At 71.9% G+C, this 16,370-nt stretch carries 16 protein-coding genes and 1 pseudogene; 13 read left to right on the top strand and 4 right to left on the bottom strand.

Annotated features, from left to right (window positions below; translation table 11 throughout):
- Positions 1-97: 97 nt before the first annotated feature.
- Positions 98-1,174, bottom strand: coding sequence for a GAF domain-containing protein (locus tag ACZ3UD_RS27250; RefSeq protein WP_465592986.1), 1,077 nt, complete (start codon positions 1,172-1,174; stop codon positions 98-100).
- 342 nt (positions 1,175-1,516) lie between these two features.
- Between ACZ3UD_RS27250 and ACZ3UD_RS27245 the strand changes: the two genes are divergently transcribed.
- The 5 genes from ACZ3UD_RS27245 (at position 1,517) to ACZ3UD_RS27225 (ending at position 6,933) form a co-directional block, all read left to right on the top strand.
- On the top strand, positions 1,517-2,791 hold the full coding sequence (locus ACZ3UD_RS27245) for an acyl-CoA dehydrogenase family protein (protein ID WP_465592983.1): 1,275 nt from the start codon (positions 1,517-1,519) through the stop codon (positions 2,789-2,791).
- A gap of 483 nt (positions 2,792-3,274) precedes the next feature.
- Entirely contained in the window at positions 3,275-5,494 is a 2,220-nt protein-coding gene (locus ACZ3UD_RS27240; RefSeq protein WP_465592980.1) for a sensor histidine kinase, read from the top strand.
- On the top strand, positions 5,494-5,925 hold the full coding sequence (locus tag ACZ3UD_RS27235; protein WP_063349859.1) for a roadblock/LC7 domain-containing protein: 432 nt from the start codon (positions 5,494-5,496) through the stop codon (positions 5,923-5,925). Before ACZ3UD_RS27240 ends, ACZ3UD_RS27235 begins: the two co-directional genes overlap by 1 nt.
- Positions 5,922-6,305, top strand: coding sequence for a DUF742 domain-containing protein (locus ACZ3UD_RS27230; RefSeq protein ID WP_465592976.1), 384 nt, complete (start codon positions 5,922-5,924; stop codon positions 6,303-6,305). Before ACZ3UD_RS27235 ends, ACZ3UD_RS27230 begins: the two co-directional genes overlap by 4 nt.
- A 52-nt stretch (positions 6,306-6,357) precedes the next feature.
- Positions 6,358-6,933 carry a GTP-binding protein gene (locus tag ACZ3UD_RS27225; RefSeq protein WP_465592973.1) on the top strand — a complete coding sequence of 192 codons (576 nt, stop codon included), beginning with the start codon at positions 6,358-6,360 and terminating at the stop codon, positions 6,931-6,933.
- Positions 6,934-7,048: 115 nt separating this feature from the next.
- On the opposite strand, the gene ACZ3UD_RS27220 is transcribed toward ACZ3UD_RS27225, so the two are convergent.
- Positions 7,049-7,507 (bottom strand): MarR family winged helix-turn-helix transcriptional regulator, encoded by a 459-nt coding sequence (locus ACZ3UD_RS27220; protein WP_393024016.1) that lies wholly within the window; start codon positions 7,505-7,507, stop codon positions 7,049-7,051.
- Positions 7,508-7,839: 332 nt separating this feature from the next.
- On the opposite strand from ACZ3UD_RS27220, the gene ACZ3UD_RS27215 reads away from it, so the two are divergent.
- The 4 genes and pseudogenes from ACZ3UD_RS27215 (at position 7,840) to ACZ3UD_RS27200 (ending at position 10,102) form a co-directional block, all read left to right on the top strand.
- The gene (locus ACZ3UD_RS27215; RefSeq protein WP_465592969.1) at positions 7,840-8,274 is read left to right on the top strand and encodes a hypothetical protein; all 435 of its coding nucleotides are present in this window, start codon (positions 7,840-7,842) and stop codon (positions 8,272-8,274) included.
- Between the two features lie 268 nt (positions 8,275-8,542).
- Positions 8,543-8,923, top strand: a pseudogene (locus ACZ3UD_RS27210) (transposase family protein); the annotation flags it as partial.
- A 172-nt stretch (positions 8,924-9,095) separates the two neighbouring features.
- A complete protein-coding gene (locus tag ACZ3UD_RS27205) occupies positions 9,096-9,911 on the top strand; it encodes a helix-turn-helix domain-containing protein (protein ID WP_465592966.1) in 816 nt (271 codons plus the stop codon).
- Complete coding sequence (locus ACZ3UD_RS27200) at positions 9,908-10,102, top strand: DUF397 domain-containing protein (RefSeq protein ID WP_465592963.1); 195 nt, start codon at positions 9,908-9,910, stop codon at positions 10,100-10,102. Before ACZ3UD_RS27205 ends, ACZ3UD_RS27200 begins: the two co-directional genes overlap by 4 nt.
- A 196-nt stretch (positions 10,103-10,298) precedes the next feature.
- Here ACZ3UD_RS27200 and ACZ3UD_RS27195 read toward each other — a convergent pair whose 3' ends face one another.
- Together ACZ3UD_RS27195 and ACZ3UD_RS27190 are read right to left on the bottom strand one after the other, a co-directional pair.
- Positions 10,299-10,820, bottom strand: coding sequence for a GNAT family N-acetyltransferase (locus ACZ3UD_RS27195; RefSeq protein ID WP_465592960.1), 522 nt, complete (start codon positions 10,818-10,820; stop codon positions 10,299-10,301).
- Positions 10,821-10,841: 21 nt separating this feature from the next.
- On the bottom strand, positions 10,842-11,975 hold the full coding sequence (locus ACZ3UD_RS27190) for a CapA family protein (RefSeq protein WP_465592957.1): 1,134 nt from the start codon (positions 11,973-11,975) through the stop codon (positions 10,842-10,844).
- Positions 11,976-12,248: 273 nt separating this feature from the next.
- Here ACZ3UD_RS27190 and ACZ3UD_RS27185 point away from each other — a divergent pair, with 273 nt between their 5' ends.
- The 4 genes from ACZ3UD_RS27185 to ACZ3UD_RS27170 all read left to right on the top strand — a co-directional run bounded on the left by ACZ3UD_RS27185 (position 12,249) and on the right by ACZ3UD_RS27170 (position 16,211).
- Entirely contained in the window at positions 12,249-13,064 is an 816-nt protein-coding gene (locus ACZ3UD_RS27185; protein WP_465592954.1) for a universal stress protein, read from the top strand.
- 121 nt (positions 13,065-13,185) lie between these two features.
- Entirely contained in the window at positions 13,186-14,499 is a 1,314-nt protein-coding gene (locus tag ACZ3UD_RS27180) for a M48 family metalloprotease (RefSeq protein ID WP_465592951.1), read from the top strand.
- A gap of 30 nt (positions 14,500-14,529) precedes the next feature.
- The gene (locus ACZ3UD_RS27175; protein ID WP_465592948.1) at positions 14,530-14,952 is read left to right on the top strand and encodes a MarR family winged helix-turn-helix transcriptional regulator; all 423 of its coding nucleotides are present in this window, start codon (positions 14,530-14,532) and stop codon (positions 14,950-14,952) included.
- A gap of 152 nt (positions 14,953-15,104) precedes the next feature.
- Positions 15,105-16,211 (top strand): PP2C family protein-serine/threonine phosphatase, encoded by a 1,107-nt coding sequence (locus tag ACZ3UD_RS27170; protein ID WP_465592945.1) that lies wholly within the window; start codon positions 15,105-15,107, stop codon positions 16,209-16,211.
- Positions 16,212-16,370 lie beyond the last annotated feature (159 nt).

Raw genomic sequence — 16,370 nt, 5'->3', positions numbered from 1 at the left:
CGGGGGTGAGAGGCGCCCCGCCACGGTGGTGGACGGTGCGGAGGGCGGAGCCGGCGTCCGCGGCCGAGGTGCCGCGCGCGGGCGGCGGGTCGGCGGCTCAGCTCGGCAGGACGAGTCCGGACCCGCCGGCGATGCCCGGGCGGCCGGTCGCGGTGGCGGTGCCGTTCTGCTGGAGCCGGTCGACCAGCAGCGCGGCCAGCGTGCCGAGCTCCTCCTCGGTGCGGGACTGCGCGGTGACGTCCATGCCGACGGTGAGGACACCGTTGACCTGGCCGGTGCGCGCGCTGCGCATCGGGGTGCAGGTGAAGCTGAAGATCTGCTGGATGCGCTGCGCCTCGGGGCGGCCGGACTGGATCCGGACGTCGTTGAGGACGGTGGCGCGGCCGGTGTGGTACGCCTCCGCGACGGCCTGCTGGAGCCCGGCCGCGCCGAGCTGCGGGTAGGCCGCGCCGATCGACCCGTACGCCACCGGGGCGCCGAAGGTGTCGGCGTGCTGGGCGTTGGCGTAGCGGATCTCCTGGCCGGGGCCGTCGGTCAGCATGATCGGGAACGGGGATCCGTCGAAGGCGGCGAACATCTCCTGCTGCTGGGCGAGCAGGTTGTCGCGCAGCCGGATCTCGGAGAGCAGCGCCTCGGCGAGGTGCTGGATGTCGCGCAGCCGCTCGCGCCCCCACTGCCGGGGTTCCCGGTCGAGGACGCAGACGGTGCCGATGACGGTGTTGGTGTCGTCGACGAGCGGGGCGCCGAGGTAGGCCCGGACACCGAGTTCGTCCACGACCGGGTTTCCGGCGAACCGGGGGTAGGCGAGGATGTCGTCCAGCGCGAGGGGCGAGCGCTGGGCGACCACGTGCGGGCAGAAGCCGTGGCTCAGCGGCATCTGGCGGGTGGGGAGGTCGAAGGCGATGCCGCGATCCGCCCAGGAGGCGCCTTCTTCGTGCGCCGCCTCGGACGAAGTTGGCGGAATGTAGAGCCCTCGGAACATCTGGCGCTCGTCGTTGATGAAGTTGACCATCGCGATGGGAGCGCGGGTGATGCTGGCTGCAAGGTGGGCGAAGCGGTCGAAGGCCTCGTCCGCGGAGGGTTCGTTGAGACCCAGGCTGCGCAGCCTGCGGGTCCGCTCGGACTCCCCGGCAGCACCCGGGAACTGGCCTTGAGTGCTCATCACATCAGTCATGGCGCACATGTAATCAGACATTGGGGTGTCGCGGGGCTATCGGGATCGCCCGTCACGCCTGCTGATGAACAGTCATAGCCGCATGTGAGGGGCCCGCGGCGGGCCGACGGAGCGGGGGAAGGCCATTTCCCACCCGGCGCCGCGCCAAACCCATCGACGAAAAGATGATCCGATTCTCGCCAATCCAAGATCCACTAGCTGTGGAGTCGGGAGGCACATATGACAATGAGCCCTGCCGAAGACACGGACGGTAGTTCCCGTGATCCCGCCGGGGGAATGGTCGCAGCGGAATCGACGGCGCGAACGGAGGCACGACACCCACCGCAACGAGAGGACCAGAGCATGGCGATGGACTACTTCACCGATGAGCGGCACGAGAGCCTTCGGGCGGAGGTCCGCGAGTTCGCGGAGAAGGAGGTGCGTCCCGAGGTGGCCAGGATGGAGGCCGACCGGGACGTCGAGTTCGAGCTCTCCCACGAGATCGCCCGTCGCGGCTGGATCGGTGTCACCATCCCGCGCGAGTTCGGCGGCCTGGGGCTGGGGCACCTCGCCAAGACCATCATCGTGGAGGAGCTGGCCCGGGTCAGCGGCGCGATGGGTGCGATGGCGCAGGCCTCCCAGCTCGGCGTCGCCAAGGTCATCCACTTCGGCTCGAACGCCCAACGGCGATTCTGGCTGCCGAAGTTCGCCTCCGGGGAGCGCCTGCCGACCATCGCGGTGACCGAGCCGGAGTCCGGCGGCCACGTGCTCGGGATGTCCGGCACCGCCCGCCGCGAGGGCAACGAGTACGTGCTCAACGGCCGGAAGGTGTTCGTCGGCAACTCGCACATCGGCGACGTCCACGGCGTGGTCTTCCGTACGGGCAAGGGCAGCAGGGGCCTGTCCGCCTTCCTGGTCGAGAGCGACCGGCCCGGCTTCCGCACCGGGGCGATCGGCACCCAGGGCGGTCTGCACGGCTTCAGCTTCGGCGAGCTGGTCTTCGAGGACTGCCGCATCCCGGCGGCCAACCGGCTGGGCGAGGAGGGGCTCGGCCTCGACGTCGCCTACTCCTCCTCCACCCTCTACGGCCGGCTGAACCTGGGCGCCGTCGCACTGGGCATCCACGTCGCCGTCGTCGAGGACACCGTGCGCTACGCCGAGGAGCGGGTGCTGTACGGCAAGCCGCTCAACCAGCTGAACAGCGTCGCGCTGAAGCTGGGCGAGATGCAGTCCCGGCTGATGACGGCCAAGCTGGCCGCCTACCACGCCTCGCACCTGCTGGACCGCGGCCAGGCCTGCGACGCCGAGCTGATGAACGCCAAGCTCGTCAACACCGAGTACGTGATGGACTCGGCGCGCCAGGCGATGGAGGTCTTCGCCGCCCGCGGCACCCAGGAGGAGCACAACATCATCCGCTACCTGCGGGACGCCACCCACATCTACGCCCCGGCCGGCACCTCGGACGTACAGAAGCTGCGGCTGGGCCAGGTGGCTTCGGGTACGTACGGCAAGCAGTGGTCGGCCGAGCTGGCCGACGTGGCGAGCTGGGCGTGGACCGAGCTCAACCAGCTGGAGGCCGAGGCGAAGGCGCAGCGCTCGCGGGTCGCCAGGGTGGTGCCGATCTCCATGGCGAGCTGATCCGCGGCGGTCGAGCGGGTGGACCGTGAACTGCGGACGACCCGGGGCCGGGACGTGTGCCAGCCCCGGGCGGCGGACCGGAAACCGCCGCCCGGATGGTGGAGAACCTTCAGCATGACGACTGTTTGACCTGTTCCTGACGGCTCTCCGAGAGACACACCCGGCCCTCCCGGAGAGCCGTTCCCGCTTCGCCGCCACCAAGCTGATCTGCGACGTTCCGCCAGCGAACGCCCTGAGCGGGAGCGGGCCCCACTGCCATCGGCCGTTCACATATCGTCAGTTGATGTTGCGATAAGGGCACCTGGGGCTGATAGGTTTCCTGCCGTCGGCGGCCGTGGCTGCACCCGCCCGGACGGTGACACCGCGTCACTCCGTCCAAAAACCCCGGCCTCGGCGCCCTGAAGCCCGCCCGGGCCGCACGGGCCGACTCCGCCTTCGGACCCGCGACCCGGCCTGCAACTCGGCCCTGCAACAAGGAATCAGATGCCAGGCATATCGGCCCCCCGCACGGGCCACCGCGCCGGCCGGTCCGGCTCCCTCCGCAGCTCGCTCCTCGCCCTCGTGCTGGTCCCCAGCCTGGGCCTCGCCGCCGCCTGGGGCTACGCCGCCTACCTGCTACGCGACGCCGACCACCGCACCACGCTGCTGGCCGGCACCGCCGTCGTCGCCGTGGTCCTGCTGATCAGCCTCATCCGCGGCATCCGGGCCGCCCAGGCGCTGTCCGTCCGACTGGCCGGACTGCGGGCCGACACCCTCGCGATCGCCCAGCAGGAGATCCCCGACGTGGTCGGGCGGCTGCGCGCCGGGGAGACCGTCCCCACCCCGCCCACCTGGGCGCCCTCCCGGCGGACCGGCGACGAGGTCCAGCAGACCTCGGACGGCCTGGCCGCCGTCCGGCAGGCCGCCGTCGCGGCCATCGTCCACCAGGCCCAGGGCCGCGAGGGGACGAAGAAGGTCTTCCTCAACATCGCCCGCCGCACCCAGATCCTGATCCACCGGCAGATCAGCATGCTCGACGCCCTGGAGCGCGAGCACGAGGAACCCGAGCTGCTGCGCGAACTGTTCGCCGTCGACCACCTGGCCACCCGGATGCGGCGCAACGCCGAGAACCTGGTCATCCTCGGCGGCGCGCTGCCCGCCCGGCGCTGGCGCAACGCCGTGCCCATGGTCAACGTGCTGCGCAGCGCCGTCTCCGAGACCGAGAACTACGCCCGCGTGGTCGTCCAGGGCGTGCCCCGGGCCTCGCTCAGCGGGCAGGCCGTCGCCGACGTGATCCACCTGGTCGCCGAGCTGATCGAGAACGGCACCACCTTCTCGCCGCCGTACACCCAGGTGCAGGTCTCCGCGCAGGAGGTCCCCAAGGGCCTGGCGGTCGAGGTCGAGGACCGCGGCCTCGGCATGACCGAGGAGGAGTACGAGCGACTCAACGAGTACCTGGCCAACCCGCCCGAGCTGGACGTCTCCGCGCTCGGCGACGACCTGCGGCTCGGCCTGTTCGTCGTCGCGCGGCTGGCCGCCCGGCACGACATCCAGGTCACCCTGCGGCCCTCGCCGTACGGCGGCACCCGGGCCGTGGTCCTGGTGCCCTCGGTGCTGCTGGAGCAGGCCGGGCAGCCGGCCGCGGTGCCCGGGCTGCCCTCCGGCGCGCGGGTCACCCGCACGCCGGTGCCGGAGCAGCGGCCGACGGCCGACGGCGACCTCGGGGAGGTCGACGAGCAGCTGTCGGGCGCTCTGGCGGGAGTGCTGAGCGGACTGCTGGGCGAGGGTCCTGCGGCTCCTTCCGCCGATCCATCCGCTTCTTCCGCTTCTTCCGCTCCTTCCGGTCCTTCCGTGCCCGAGGCGCCCGCCGCCCCCGGGGAGCCGGACGGCAGTGTGATCACCGGTGAGCTGCTCGCACGGCAGGACGGGGAGGGTGGCGCCGCCCCCTCCAACGGTGGGCTGCCGGTGGGGGCCGAGATCCCCGGGCTGCCCGGTGCCGTGGTCGTGCCCCGGCCCGCGCTGCCCCGGCCGTACGCCCTGCCGACCGATCCCTCGGAGTTCGCTGCCGGTCTCGGGCCGGACGTCGCCTCCGGCCACGGTTCGGGCGTCGGCTCCGGCAGCGACTCCGGCCTCGGTTCGGACCTCGGTTCGGGCATCGGTTCCGGTGTCGGCTCCGACCTTGCGTCCGGCCGTGCGGACGGACCGCTCGTGGATCCGGCGGCCGGGCTCGACGGGGTCACCGCCGATCCCTCGGCGCCCACCCACGAACGCCCGCAGGAGGACCACGTGGAGCACGGCCCGGACGGCGAACTGCGCACCCCGCGGGTCCTCCCGCAGCGGGTCCGCAACGCCAGCCTCGCCGAGCAGCTCCGCGAGGCCAACGCGCCGGGTGCGATGATGCCGCCGGTGGCGTCGATGCCGTCGACGCCGTCAAGTCCGTCAATGCCCTCGACGCCCTCGACGCGATCCACCGCGCCGACTCAGCCGTACGGGGGGCACGCCGCCCCGACCGGCCCCCGGTACGACGGCGGTGAGGCCGACGAGCTCTCACCGGCACGCTCGCGCGCCACCATGGCCGCCATCCAGCGCGGCACCCGCAGCGCCCGCGCGGCCGGTGCCGAACCGGACGCGCCCGCCACCGCCCCCAACCCGGCCGCACCTTCCGCCCCCCGGGAAGCCCCTGCGGAAGCCTCCGCCGTTCAGGAAGCCAAGGAACAGCAGTGATGACGCAGCACACCGACACCCCGCGCGACCTCAACTGGCTGCTGGACCAGCTGGTGGCGCGGGTACCCGAGACCCGGCACGCCATCGTCCTCTCCGAGGACGGCCTGCTGGTCGGCATGTCCCAGGGCCTCGACCGGGCCGACGCCGAGCACCTGTCCGCGGTCGCCTCCGGCCTGCAGAGCCTCGCCCGCGGCGCCGGGCACCGCTTCAACGGCGGCCGGGTCCGGCAGACCGTGGTCGAGATGGACCAGCTGTTCCTGTTCGTCACCACCGCCGGGCAGGGCGCCCGGCTCGCCGTCCTCACCAGCGAGCAGGTGGACGCCGGACTGATGGCCTACGAGATCAACATGCTGGTCAAGCAGGTCGGCCAGTACCTCACCGCGGCGCCGCGCAGCGACGCCGGCCAGGCCGGCGCGGGTGGCGGTGCGTGACCACCTCCGACGCCGATGAGGGCTGGTTCTACGACAAGGACGCCGGCCACCTGGTCCGTCCCTACGCGATCACCAACGGGCGCACCGGCCCGGTCCGTGACGGCTTCGCCCTGATCACCCTGGTGGTCACCGCCGACCCTCGCGCCGACACCACCCGGTTAACACCCGAACCGGCCGCGATCCTCGACCTGTGCCGCGAACGCCCGCTGGCCGTGGCCGAGATCGCGGCCGCCCTGGACCTGCCGGTGAGCGTGGTCAAGGTGCTGCTGGACGACCTGGCGGAGGCCCGGCTGATCCTCACCCGGGCACCGGTCCAGCTCGCCGAGGCGCCGGACATCTCGCTGATCCAGGCCGTGATCGAGGGCGTCCGCCGGCTCTGACCGGTCGGCCCTCCCTCCTCGCACCACCCAGTTCCCATCCAGGAGACCCGAATTGACGACCCAGAGCCTGGTGCCGGGCGCGGTCAAGATCCTCGTCGCCGGCGGCTTCGGCGTCGGTAAGACCACCATGGTCGGCTCGGTCAGCGAGATCGAACCGCTGCAGACCGAGGAGCGGATGACCCGCGCCAGCATCGGGATCGACAGCCTCGAAGGCATCCAGGACAAGTCCACCACCACGGTGGCGATGGACTTCGGGCGGATCACCGTCCGCGAGGACCTGGTGCTCTACCTCTTCGGCACGCCGGGGCAGTTCCGGTTCTGGTTCATGTGGGACGACCTCGCGCTCGGCGCCCTCGGGGCGATCGTCCTCGCGGACACCCGCCGGCTCGAATCCAGCTTCGCCGCCGTGGACTTCTTCGAGCAGCGGGGCATCCCGTTCGCGATCGGAGTCAACTGCTTCCACGGCCGGCGCGACGCCAGCCCGGAGGACGTCCGCCGCGCCCTCGACCTCGGGCCGGAGGTGCCGGTGGTGCTGTGCGACGTCCGGAAGCGGGCGTCCAGCAAGGAGCTGCTGCTCGCCCTGCTCGACCGGGTGCACCGGGACGCGCTGGCGGCCGGGCGGCGGTAGGAGCGACTCACCGTTTGGTGCTTGGCAATTGGCAATTGGCAATCGGTAATCGGCAATCGGCGCCTACTGCCGGCCGCCTGCCCGCTGCTATGCCTTCACCGTGAGGCCTTCGCCGTCAGGCCTTCGCCGGGGTGAGCTTGAGGTCGGTGAGCGCGTCGACCAGCGTGGCCAGTTCGGGGACGTCGGCGGCCTGGGCCAGGGTCGCCTCCAGGGTGGCGTCGTGCACCGGGCGGGCGGCCTCCAGCAGGGCACGGCCCTCCGGCGTCAGCTCGGTGTAGATACCCCGGCGGTCGTCCGCACAGAGGTAGCGGCTGAGCAGGCCGCGGTCCTCCAGGCGGGAGACCAGGCGGGTGGTCGCGCTGCTGCTCAGCGCCGCCGCGCGGGCCAGCTGCTGCATCCGCATGTGCCATCCGTCCTGCCGGGACAGGGCCTCCAGCACGGTGTACTCGACCACCGAGAGCTGGTGCTCGGCCTGGAGCGCCTTCTCCAGAGCGGTGTCGATCAGCCCGTGCAGTGCGGCGAGCGTGCGCCAGCCACTGGCCCGGACTTCGGCGGCGTCATCGCGGATCCCCATGGCTCGCCTTCCCTTCGCGTTCGCCCGTACGTCCCGTTGCGTCTTCTCTCCGACAAGTATGACAGTCAGCGCCGATTATCTGTCTCTGCAATTACTTCGACTTAGACCGACCGGCAATAGGCGGTGGCGAGATCGTCCGTACAGCAGACCGGTTCTCCACGCTCAGTGATCACGAAGGACGGCCGTGCCCGCGCTGCCATCTTGCGTGCGGCCTTTTCGTTGGGCGTTCTTCATCTTGACCACCACCGGTGCCGATTCCGACTGCAACCTCACTGTTGCGCTGTGATAGTCATGCGGTCATGAGAGTCTTCAGACCGCGTGTGGCAGCGACAGTGCTGGCACTCGAGGCGCTCGCCGGCTCGTTGGTGCAGGTGGGTTTCGCGCTTTTCGCCGTTCTTGACTGTGACCATCCCTGGGAGGATCAGCAGCCCTCCTGCGTCGCGGCCGGGCTGGACCTCGGCCTCTGGCTCCTGGTCGTCGCGTTCAACCTCTTCGTCGCGCTGCTCTGGTTCCGCTACGACCACGCGCCGCGCCGCAGGGTTCGGGTGCTGATGGCGTGGGTGGTCCTCGTCCAGATCGCGGTGGTCCGGGCGCTGTTGGACCCGGCGGCGCAGCCTGCTGGCGCCGAGTGGATCGAAGGAGCGGCCATCCTGGCGGGATGCGCCTACATCACGACGACGGCGATGCTCACGATGCTGCGTCCTGCCCCGTCGCGGACAGTCCACATGGCGAGAGCGGCTCACCGGACCGGTGTGTGCGTTGATTAGCGGGCGGAGCGCAGTCGCCGGACCTACCGGGTGACGGCCGCTCAGATCGACCCGCAGTAGGCGCTGGCGACATGGCCCGAACGGCAGAACGGGCACGGGTCCACGCGATCATGGAGTCCTACCTTTCAGGCATGGGTTCGCACTGGTCACTCGTAAGATCGGTCGACCCAAGGGCTCTGGGTATGGCTGTCATGGACGAGCCGATCGGATGGCTCAGAGAACATGGCCGCCCGGAGCCCCGCGACGACTCGACCGCCAATTGGGATGCGACTCGCCTCTCCTCGGGCCGACCCTCGAGGCCGCCATCGAGCAGGTCGGGCCCCTGCCTCAGGACGTGAATGTCAACCTCGACCGGGGCTACGACAACAACAAGTCCCGGACTCTGCTTCGTGAGTTGGGCTTCACCGGTGAGGTCGCCCGCAAGGGCGTACCTGCCCCGATCCAGGCCGGCAAGCGGTGGACCGTGGAACGAACGCACTCGTGGATGAACGGCTACGGCAAGCTTCGGCGCTGTACCGAGAGGAACGGCACGGTCGTCGAGTTCTATCTCCACCTGGCCGCCGCACTCGTCACGCTCCGCATACTGATCCGCCGCGCCACCACCCGCTACCGGTGGGACGGCCGCCCCACCACACGCCGCCTCAAGTGATCCATTTGCCGGTCGGTCTTATGCCTTTCCGGTGACCGCCTCCTCAGGTGCCCAGGCCTCCGAGCAGAGCGCGACGGTCACCCACATGGGCGGATTCAGTCGATTCGCACACCTCCGAGCCGCCGGGCGTCTAGCGTCGAGGGCCACACCGGATGACCTTGGGGGGTCAGCGATGAACGCGTCCTCGTCCGCCTCGCCGCCGCCGATGTCCTGGCAATACTGCGGCGACCAGATCAAACTCTGGCGGGCTCGGGCTGGCGTCAGCCGCGAGGACCTGGCCGCACAGGCCGGGTACAGCTACGAGAGCCTGAGATCGATGGAGGCCGGGCGGCGAAAGCCCTCGCTGCACCTTTTGCAGGTCGCGGACGAGGCGTGCGGCGCGAAGGGGATCCTGGTGGCGGGAGCGGACTACCTGAAGCCCGAGAAGTACCCGCGATTTGCCGAGGACTACATTCGGAACGAGGGGGAGGCGGTGGTCATCAACTGGTACGAGAACCAGCTCTTTCCCGGTCTACTCCAGACAGCGGCGACGGCCAGAACCGTCATCGATGGCCGCTGGCCCCCGCTGGACGACGAGACCGTCGCGGCGCGGGTAGCCGCTCGCCTTGAACGTCAGGAGTTGCTGAAGATCCAGACCAAGGCGTTCAACTTCGTGATCGAAGAGGCGGTCCTACACCGTCGTCTCAGCACGGAAGAAGCCCACGCCGAGCAGCTACGACACCTCGTCGCCATCGGCAAGCAGCGCAACGTGGTCATCCAGGTCGTTCCGTCGAAGGGCTTTCACCCCGGCCTGGAAGGACCGTTCATCCTCCTGGACTTGCCCGAACACGAGCGGATCGCCTACGAGGAGGGCCAGGCAGCCGGTCTGCTGCACTCGGACGCCGACAAGGTGCAACTACTGAGCCAGCGCCATGAAAGGATCCTCCGGCAGGCTCTTACTCCGGAGAAGTCGGCCGAGTTCATCAACACGTTGGTGGAGGATCAGTGAGTAGCGCGTTGATCTGGTTCAAGTCCAGCCACAGCGGAAGCGAGGGCGGCGCCTGTGTCGAAGTCGCCCTCACCCCCGGCACAGTCCACGTCCGGGACTCCAAGGACAGGACCGGCCCTCAGCTCGCCTTCAGCCCGACGGCCTGGGCGGACTTCATCGCCTTCACCCAGGCGGGCCGTCAGTCCCGGTAGGGAACCAGGCGCGACAGGTCCAGATCGAATACGAACGGCGAAGGGGTGTGGATCTCCTCGCCGAACTCCCGCCCGGTTCGGGTGTGGTAGCGGTAAAGGCGGGTCAGGCCGGGCTTCGGTGGTGCCCGGCCGGACCGACTGAGGGTCAGACCATGATGTGCCATCGCTGCCCGCCGAGGGACGGCGCGCAGGCCCTTCACAGCCTGCTCGCGTAGATCCAGTCGAGGCCGTCGTAGCCCGGCCCGTCCAGGTGTTCCGCCCGCCGCAACCCGGCTCGCAGGGCAACGTGTTGGGAGGGGAGGTTCTCGGAGCGGATGCGGGCGATCAGTGGCAGGTCGGGGACGTGAAGGCCCGCCCAGGACGCCACCGCGCCGGCCGCCTCGCTCGCGAAGCCCCGGCCCCAGGCGGCGGGGGCGAAGCGGTAGAAGAGGTTGAGAATCGGCCGGCCGGCCAGTTCCATCGGCTTGACTCCGCAGAAGCCCAGCACCGACGCGGCGCCATGTTCGCGGACCGTCCAGTAGCCGTAGCCGCGGGCCTGCCACAAAGCGTCCCACCGGCCGTAGCGCTCCTCGGCCTCGGCGCGGGAGGCGAGCGCGTCGGAGGGGTTGTGGACGCAGGTGGCCGGATCGCGGTGGATGGCGAGGACTGCATCGATGTCGCCATCGGTGGGGCGCCGCAGGGACAGCCGACGGGTGGTCAGTTCCTCGTGTCCGCTCATCCGGTGATGGTACCGACTACATCAACGGGCAGCCGGGGGCGGGGTGAGTCCGGCGCAGCCGCGGAGGCCGTCGCGGCGTTTGAGGGCGGCCTCGGCAGCGGCGCCGGTGACCGGTTGGGGGATGCCCTTGTCGTCGATGGTGGCCGGGGCGAAGGCCTCGCCGGTCACCTTGCCGTCGGCGGTGAGGGTGAGGGTGGTGACGCCGGTCTCGTTGGAGTTGGGGTAGTTGGAGGTGCCGTACCAGAGGAAGTTGCCGAAGCCGTACCCCACGTAGGTGTTGCCGAGCATGCCCGAGCCGACCATGGTGTGGGCGTGGGTGCCGACCACGGCGGTGGCCCCGGCGGAGGCGAGCTTCTTGGCGACGGCGGTCTGGGCGCCGGTCGGGCAGGCCTTGCCCTCCTCGCCCCAGTGCAGGTAGACGAGCACGACCGGGGCCTGCTGCTTGGCCGACTCCACCGCCCTGACCAGGGCGGGCACGTCCAGCGCCGAGGCGATGCCCGGCTTGTCGGCGCCGGCCCGCCACTTCTGGTTGGTGATGTCCTCGACCTGGCTGGCGGCGACCACCGCGACCTTCACCCCGCGCGCAGTGGTGACGTACGGGGCGTACGCCTCCTTGGCGTTGTGCCCGACGCCGATCACCGGGATCGGCGAGGAGTCCTTGGCGGCGAGGGTGTCGGCGAGGCCGTCGGCGCCGAAGTCGACGGCGTGGTTGTTGGCCATCGAGACGATGTCGACGCCGGAGTCCTTGAGCACGGACAGCGCCTTGGGCGAGGTGCGGAAGGTGTACGTCTTCGGCTCCGGCGCGCCGCGGCCGGTGATCGCGGTCTCGAGGTTGAGGACGGACAGGTCGGCGTCGGCGAGGGTGCGGGAGATCGGGCCGAGTGCGGGCTCGGGCGGCTGGACGGACAGCCGGGCCTCGGTGCGGCCCTCGAAGTGGACGTCCCCGGCGAAGGCGACGGTGATGCTGCCGTCGGGCCGGGGCGCGGAACTCTTGCCGGGCGCCGAGGCGGGGGCCGTGCCGGAGGGCGTACCGGGGGGCGCGGCAGCCGCGGCACCGGAGGGGGCCGCCGGGGCGGGCACCGGGTCGTCCGGCCCGCAGGCGGCGACGGTGGTCAGCCCGACGAACAGCGCGACGGCGGCCGCGGCACGGCGCATGAGTGGTTCCCCCCGAGAACGATGCAAGAGCGGTCAGCCTACGCCACCGAACCGCCACGGCTTGGGCCCGCACCCGCAACATTCCGAACACAAAAGCGCACCGACAACCACACCAACGACCGCACCGGCAGCCGACTCGACAGCCGCCCCGCCCGCTGGCCCACCCGGCCCAATCCCCCGCCCCACCCGGCCACCGCGTCCCTGGCGCCCCGGCCGGTCGGCGCGCAGCGTGGAGGGGAGGCGGCAGCAGATCCACGCCGGAGGTGGTACGAGATGGGCAGCAACCAACCCGCCGGCAACCAACCCGCCGGCAACCAACCCGCCGGCACCCGACCCGTCGGCACCCGGCCCACCCCCGGCCGGGCACGCCGGATCGTGGTCGGGATCGACGGTTCGGCACCGTCCAAGGCGGCGCTGCGCTGGGCGATCGGGCAAGCGGTGCTCACCGGGGCCACGGTGCACGCCGTGGCGGCCTGGGAGTACCCCTCGCTGTACGGCTGGTTCGCGCCGATGGTGGACGACGGCTTCGAGCAGGCCGCCCGCCGGACGCTGTCCGCCGAGGTCAACGAGGTGGCCGGCCCGGAACGCTCGGTGGAGATCCGGGAGAGCCTGGTGCTCGGACACGCCGCCGAGGTGCTGCTGGAGGCGGCCGAGGGCGCGGACCTGCTGGTGCTGGGTAGCCGCGGCCGGGGCACCTTCGCCCGGACGCTGCTCGGCTCGGTGTCGACCCGCTGCGCGGTGCACGGGGTCTGCCCGGTGGTGATCGTCCGCGCCGACGGTACGGCCTCGGAGCCGCCACCGTCAGAGGCGGCGGCGACGGCCGGGGAGCAGACCCCGGACGCCGTCCGCACCAAGGACTGGCAGCTCAGCCTGCACGTGGTCGAGGACCGCGACACCACCCGGGTGCACGCCGTACTGGACGCCGACGGCAACGTGTTGCACAGCGACGCCCTGGCCCGCCGCAACCCCCGCGACACCCCGGCCCCGGCGGTCGGCGACGAGTTCGCCGTCGGCCGCGCCCTGGTCGACCTCGGCCACCAACTGCTGCGCGCCGGCGTGCACAGCGCCACCGGTCCCGCCGAGGAGTGAGCACGGGGAGCGAGCACAAGGAGCGAGCACGAGCACCGGAGCTCGGAGGACTGCGCAGCACCCGGGCAGGTACGCCATGCTGAACCGCGACGCCCCGAACCGGAGGAGCCGCACCCCGGCCATGAACACCCCGCCACCGAACACCACACCGGCGAACACCCCGCCGCCGAACTCCCCACCGACCACCGCGCCGCCAGCCCCCGACTTCACCCCCGCCCAGCGCGCCCGCGGCCGCGCCCTGCGCCGCGCGCAGCTGCCGTGGGCGCTCGGCGGCCGACTGGCCGGCCTGGCGCTGACTCTGCTGCTCGGCCTCACTCCGGCCGGCGCTGCCCTGGTGAGCGCCACCGGCCGCTGGTTCGGCGGTTCCCGCACGGCCGCCGTCCTGGCCGGGGCGGCCGCGCTGGTCCTGCTCGGCCAAGCCCTGCAGCTGCCGTTCGGCGCCCGGGTGCGCTCCGTGCGGGCCCGGTACGGCCTGGTGACCCAGGGCTGGGCAGGCTGGGCACTGGACGTGCTGCGCGGGCTCGCGCTCACCCTGGTGCTGCTCCTCCCGCTCCTGCTCGGCCTGTTCGCCCTGACGGACTGGTCGCCGCGTCGCTGGTGGCTCCCGGCCGCGGGTGTGGCGGCGCTGCTGACCGCCGCCCTCTCCTTCCTTCACCCGCTGCTGATCGAGCCGGTGTTCAACCGCTTCACCCCGATGCCCCCGGGTGAGCTGCGCACCGCCCTGCTGGCGCTGGCCGCACGGGACGGCGTGCGGGTGCGGGACGTCCTGGTGGCGGACGCCTCGCGGCGCACCACCGCGCTGAACGCGTACGTTTCCGGGCTGGGCGCGACCCGCCGGATCGTCGCGTACGACACCCTGCTCTCGACCGCCGAGCCGCGCGAGGTGGAGCTCGTGGTGGCGCACGAGCTGGGGCACGTCAAGCACCGCGACGTGCCGCTCGGTACGGCGCTGGGCGCGGTCGGCGCGGCTGTCGCCGTGGCCGTCCTCGGACTGCTGAGCACCTGGCGCCCGCTGCTGGACGCCGCCGGGGCGCGCGACGCGGCCGATCCGCGGGCACTGCCGCTGCTGGCCGCGCTCGCCGCGCTGATCAGTGCCCTGTCGGGCCCGGCGCAGTGCGCGGTGAGCCGCCGGATCGAGGCCAGGGCGGACCGGCACGCGCTCGAACTGACCAGGGATGCCGAGCAGTTCGTGGCGATGCAGCGCAGACTGGCACTGACGAACGTCTCCGATGTCGACCCGCCGCGGGTGCTTGAGCTACTGTTCGCCACTCATCCGAGTGCGACCCGCCGGATCGCGGCCGCCCGCGCCTGGCAGGCCGGACCGGGACGCCCGGCGGGCGAGGCGGCGAGCGAGGCGTCAAGCGAGGCGTCGAGCAGGACGGCAGGCGACGCCGCCGACGAGCCGCGCGCGACCCCGGGTGAATCCGTTGTATAGTGCAACAAATTCCGAGGAGGTAGGAACGCCGTGCCCGGCCGCCAGTCGTCCATCGACACCATCCAGCGCGAGCTGACCGCCTTCGCCCGCCGTGCCCGGCACAAGGCCTCCCAGCTGCACCCCGACCTCTCCCTGGTCACCTACAGCATCCTCGACCTGATCACCGAGCGCGGCGGCTGCCGGGCCGCCGACGTGGCCGCGCACTTCATGCTCGACAAGTCCACCGTCAGCCGCCAGGTCACCGCCCTGGAGAAGCTCGGCCTGCTGCGCCGCGAGGCCGACCCGGACGACCAGCGCGGCCAGATCCTGCGCGCCACCGAAGCCGGGCTGACCCTGCTGCGGGACGCCAACGAGCAGCGCCGGACGGCCTTCACCACCCGCTTCACCGACTGGTCCGACGAGGACGTCGCCCGCTTCGCCGCCTACCTGGCCCGCTACGGCGAGGAAGGCTAGCCCGGCCCACGGCACCGCCGGACACCACCCGCGACTCCCCCGGGGTGCGCCGCACCGTCCCCACGGTGTACAGAGGAAAGGTGCCCCTCCGGCAGCGTGCCGAACAGCCGCGTCCTCGTGCCCGCCGCCGCGCCTGGCGGCCCGATCGCCGAGTGCTGACGGCGCTGTCGCTCGCGCTGATCGTCCTGATCACCGTCGTAGACGTCCTCTCCCCGTCGGAGATCCACCTCGGCCCGCTGCTGATCGTCGCCCCCGCCCTCACCGCCTCCTTCGCGGGCGCCCGCGCCACCGCCGTGGTCGCCCTGCTCGCCCTCGGCGCGCTCACCTTCATCGGCGCCGTCCGGGACGGCCTGACCAGCGCCAACATCGAGAGCCAGCTCGGGGCGCAGGTCGTCGTCTCGGCCCTGATCGTCGGCCTGCGGGTGCTGCGCGACCGGCACGAGCGCGAGCTGGCCCGGGTCCGCTCGGTCTCCGAGGCCGCCCAGCGGGTGCTGCTGCGCCCGCTGCCGGAACGGATCGGGCCGCTGCACCTGGCCTCCGTCTACCTGGCCGCCGAGGCCGAGGCGCAGGTGGGCGGCGACCTGTACGCGGCCGCCCGCACCACCACCGGCACCCGGCTGCTGGTCGGCGACGTGCGCGGCAAGGGCCTGTCCTCGCTCGGCGACGCCGCCCTGCTGCTCGGCGCCTTCCGCGCCGCCGCCCACCTGCACGCCGACCTGCCGGACCTCGCCGCCTACCTGGACGGCAGCGTCTGCTGGGACCTCGCCCAGCTGGCCGAGCAGACGCGGCAGGCCCGGCTGGCCCGTCCGTCCCTGCGCCCAGGGGTTCACGAGGCCCCCGACGAGGGCGACGAGTCCTTCATCACCGCCGTCCTGCTCGACATCCCCGACGACGGCTCGCCGGTCCGCCTGATCGACTGCGGCCACCCGCCGCCGCTGCTGCTGCGTCCCGAGGGCATCACCACCGTCGTCGCCCGCCACCCGGCGCCCCCGCTCGGCCTCGGTGAGCTCACCCCGGTGGAATACGAGGTGGAGGCCTTCCCGTTCCGCCCCGGCGACCGGCTGCTGATCTACACCGACGGCGTGATCGAGGCCCGCGACGCCCAGCGCCGCTTCTACCCGCTCACCGACCGGGTCACCGACTGGCAGGCCGAGCGCCCGGCCGCCCTGCTACAGCGGTTGCGCCGCGACCTGCTCGCCCACGTCGGCGGGCGGCTGGACGACGACGCGGCGATGGTCCTGGTCGAGCGGCTGCCGTAGACGCTGCCGTGGCCGCCCGGTCGCACGCCCGGCTCTGGCCGACGCCGCCGGGGGCCGGGCCTCGCCCGTTACCTTTTTCACGGCCCCGCAACGGGGCTCCCGGCCTCCGGGCCCGGCATGACTTGTGGCCCCAGTCGATCATGATCGAAAAGGTGCTGT

Source organism: Kitasatospora sp. NPDC023118 (assembly GCF_055560875.1).
Note: the sequence above shows the minus strand (reverse complement) of the source record. Positions and strands in the feature narration are given on the sequence as shown.

Bases quoted from the DNA above. Each gene is read 5' to 3' on its own strand.
- ACZ3UD_RS27195 (WP_465592960.1), bottom strand. From the start codon at position 10,820: ATGAGCGGACACGAGGAACTGACCACCCGTCGGCTGTCCCTGCGGCGC.
- ACZ3UD_RS27205 (WP_465592966.1), top strand. From the start codon at position 9,096: ATGAACGCGTCCTCGTCCGCCTCGCCGCCGCCGATGTCCTGGCAATAC.
- ACZ3UD_RS27245 (WP_465592983.1), top strand. From the start codon at position 1,517: ATGGCGATGGACTACTTCACCGATGAGCGGCACGAGAGCCTTCGGGCG.
- ACZ3UD_RS27180 (WP_465592951.1), top strand. From the start codon at position 13,186: ATGAACACCCCGCCACCGAACACCACACCGGCGAACACCCCGCCGCCG.
- ACZ3UD_RS27190 (WP_465592957.1), bottom strand. From the start codon at position 11,975: ATGCGCCGTGCCGCGGCCGCCGTCGCGCTGTTCGTCGGGCTGACCACC.
- ACZ3UD_RS27250 (WP_465592986.1), bottom strand. From the start codon at position 1,174: ATGACTGATGTGATGAGCACTCAAGGCCAGTTCCCGGGTGCTGCCGGG.
- ACZ3UD_RS27240 (WP_465592980.1), top strand. From the start codon at position 3,275: ATGCCAGGCATATCGGCCCCCCGCACGGGCCACCGCGCCGGCCGGTCC.
- ACZ3UD_RS27185 (WP_465592954.1), top strand. From the start codon at position 12,249: ATGGGCAGCAACCAACCCGCCGGCAACCAACCCGCCGGCAACCAACCC.
- ACZ3UD_RS27220 (WP_393024016.1), bottom strand. From the start codon at position 7,507: ATGGGGATCCGCGATGACGCCGCCGAAGTCCGGGCCAGTGGCTGGCGC.
- ACZ3UD_RS27235 (WP_063349859.1), top strand. From the start codon at position 5,494: ATGACGCAGCACACCGACACCCCGCGCGACCTCAACTGGCTGCTGGAC.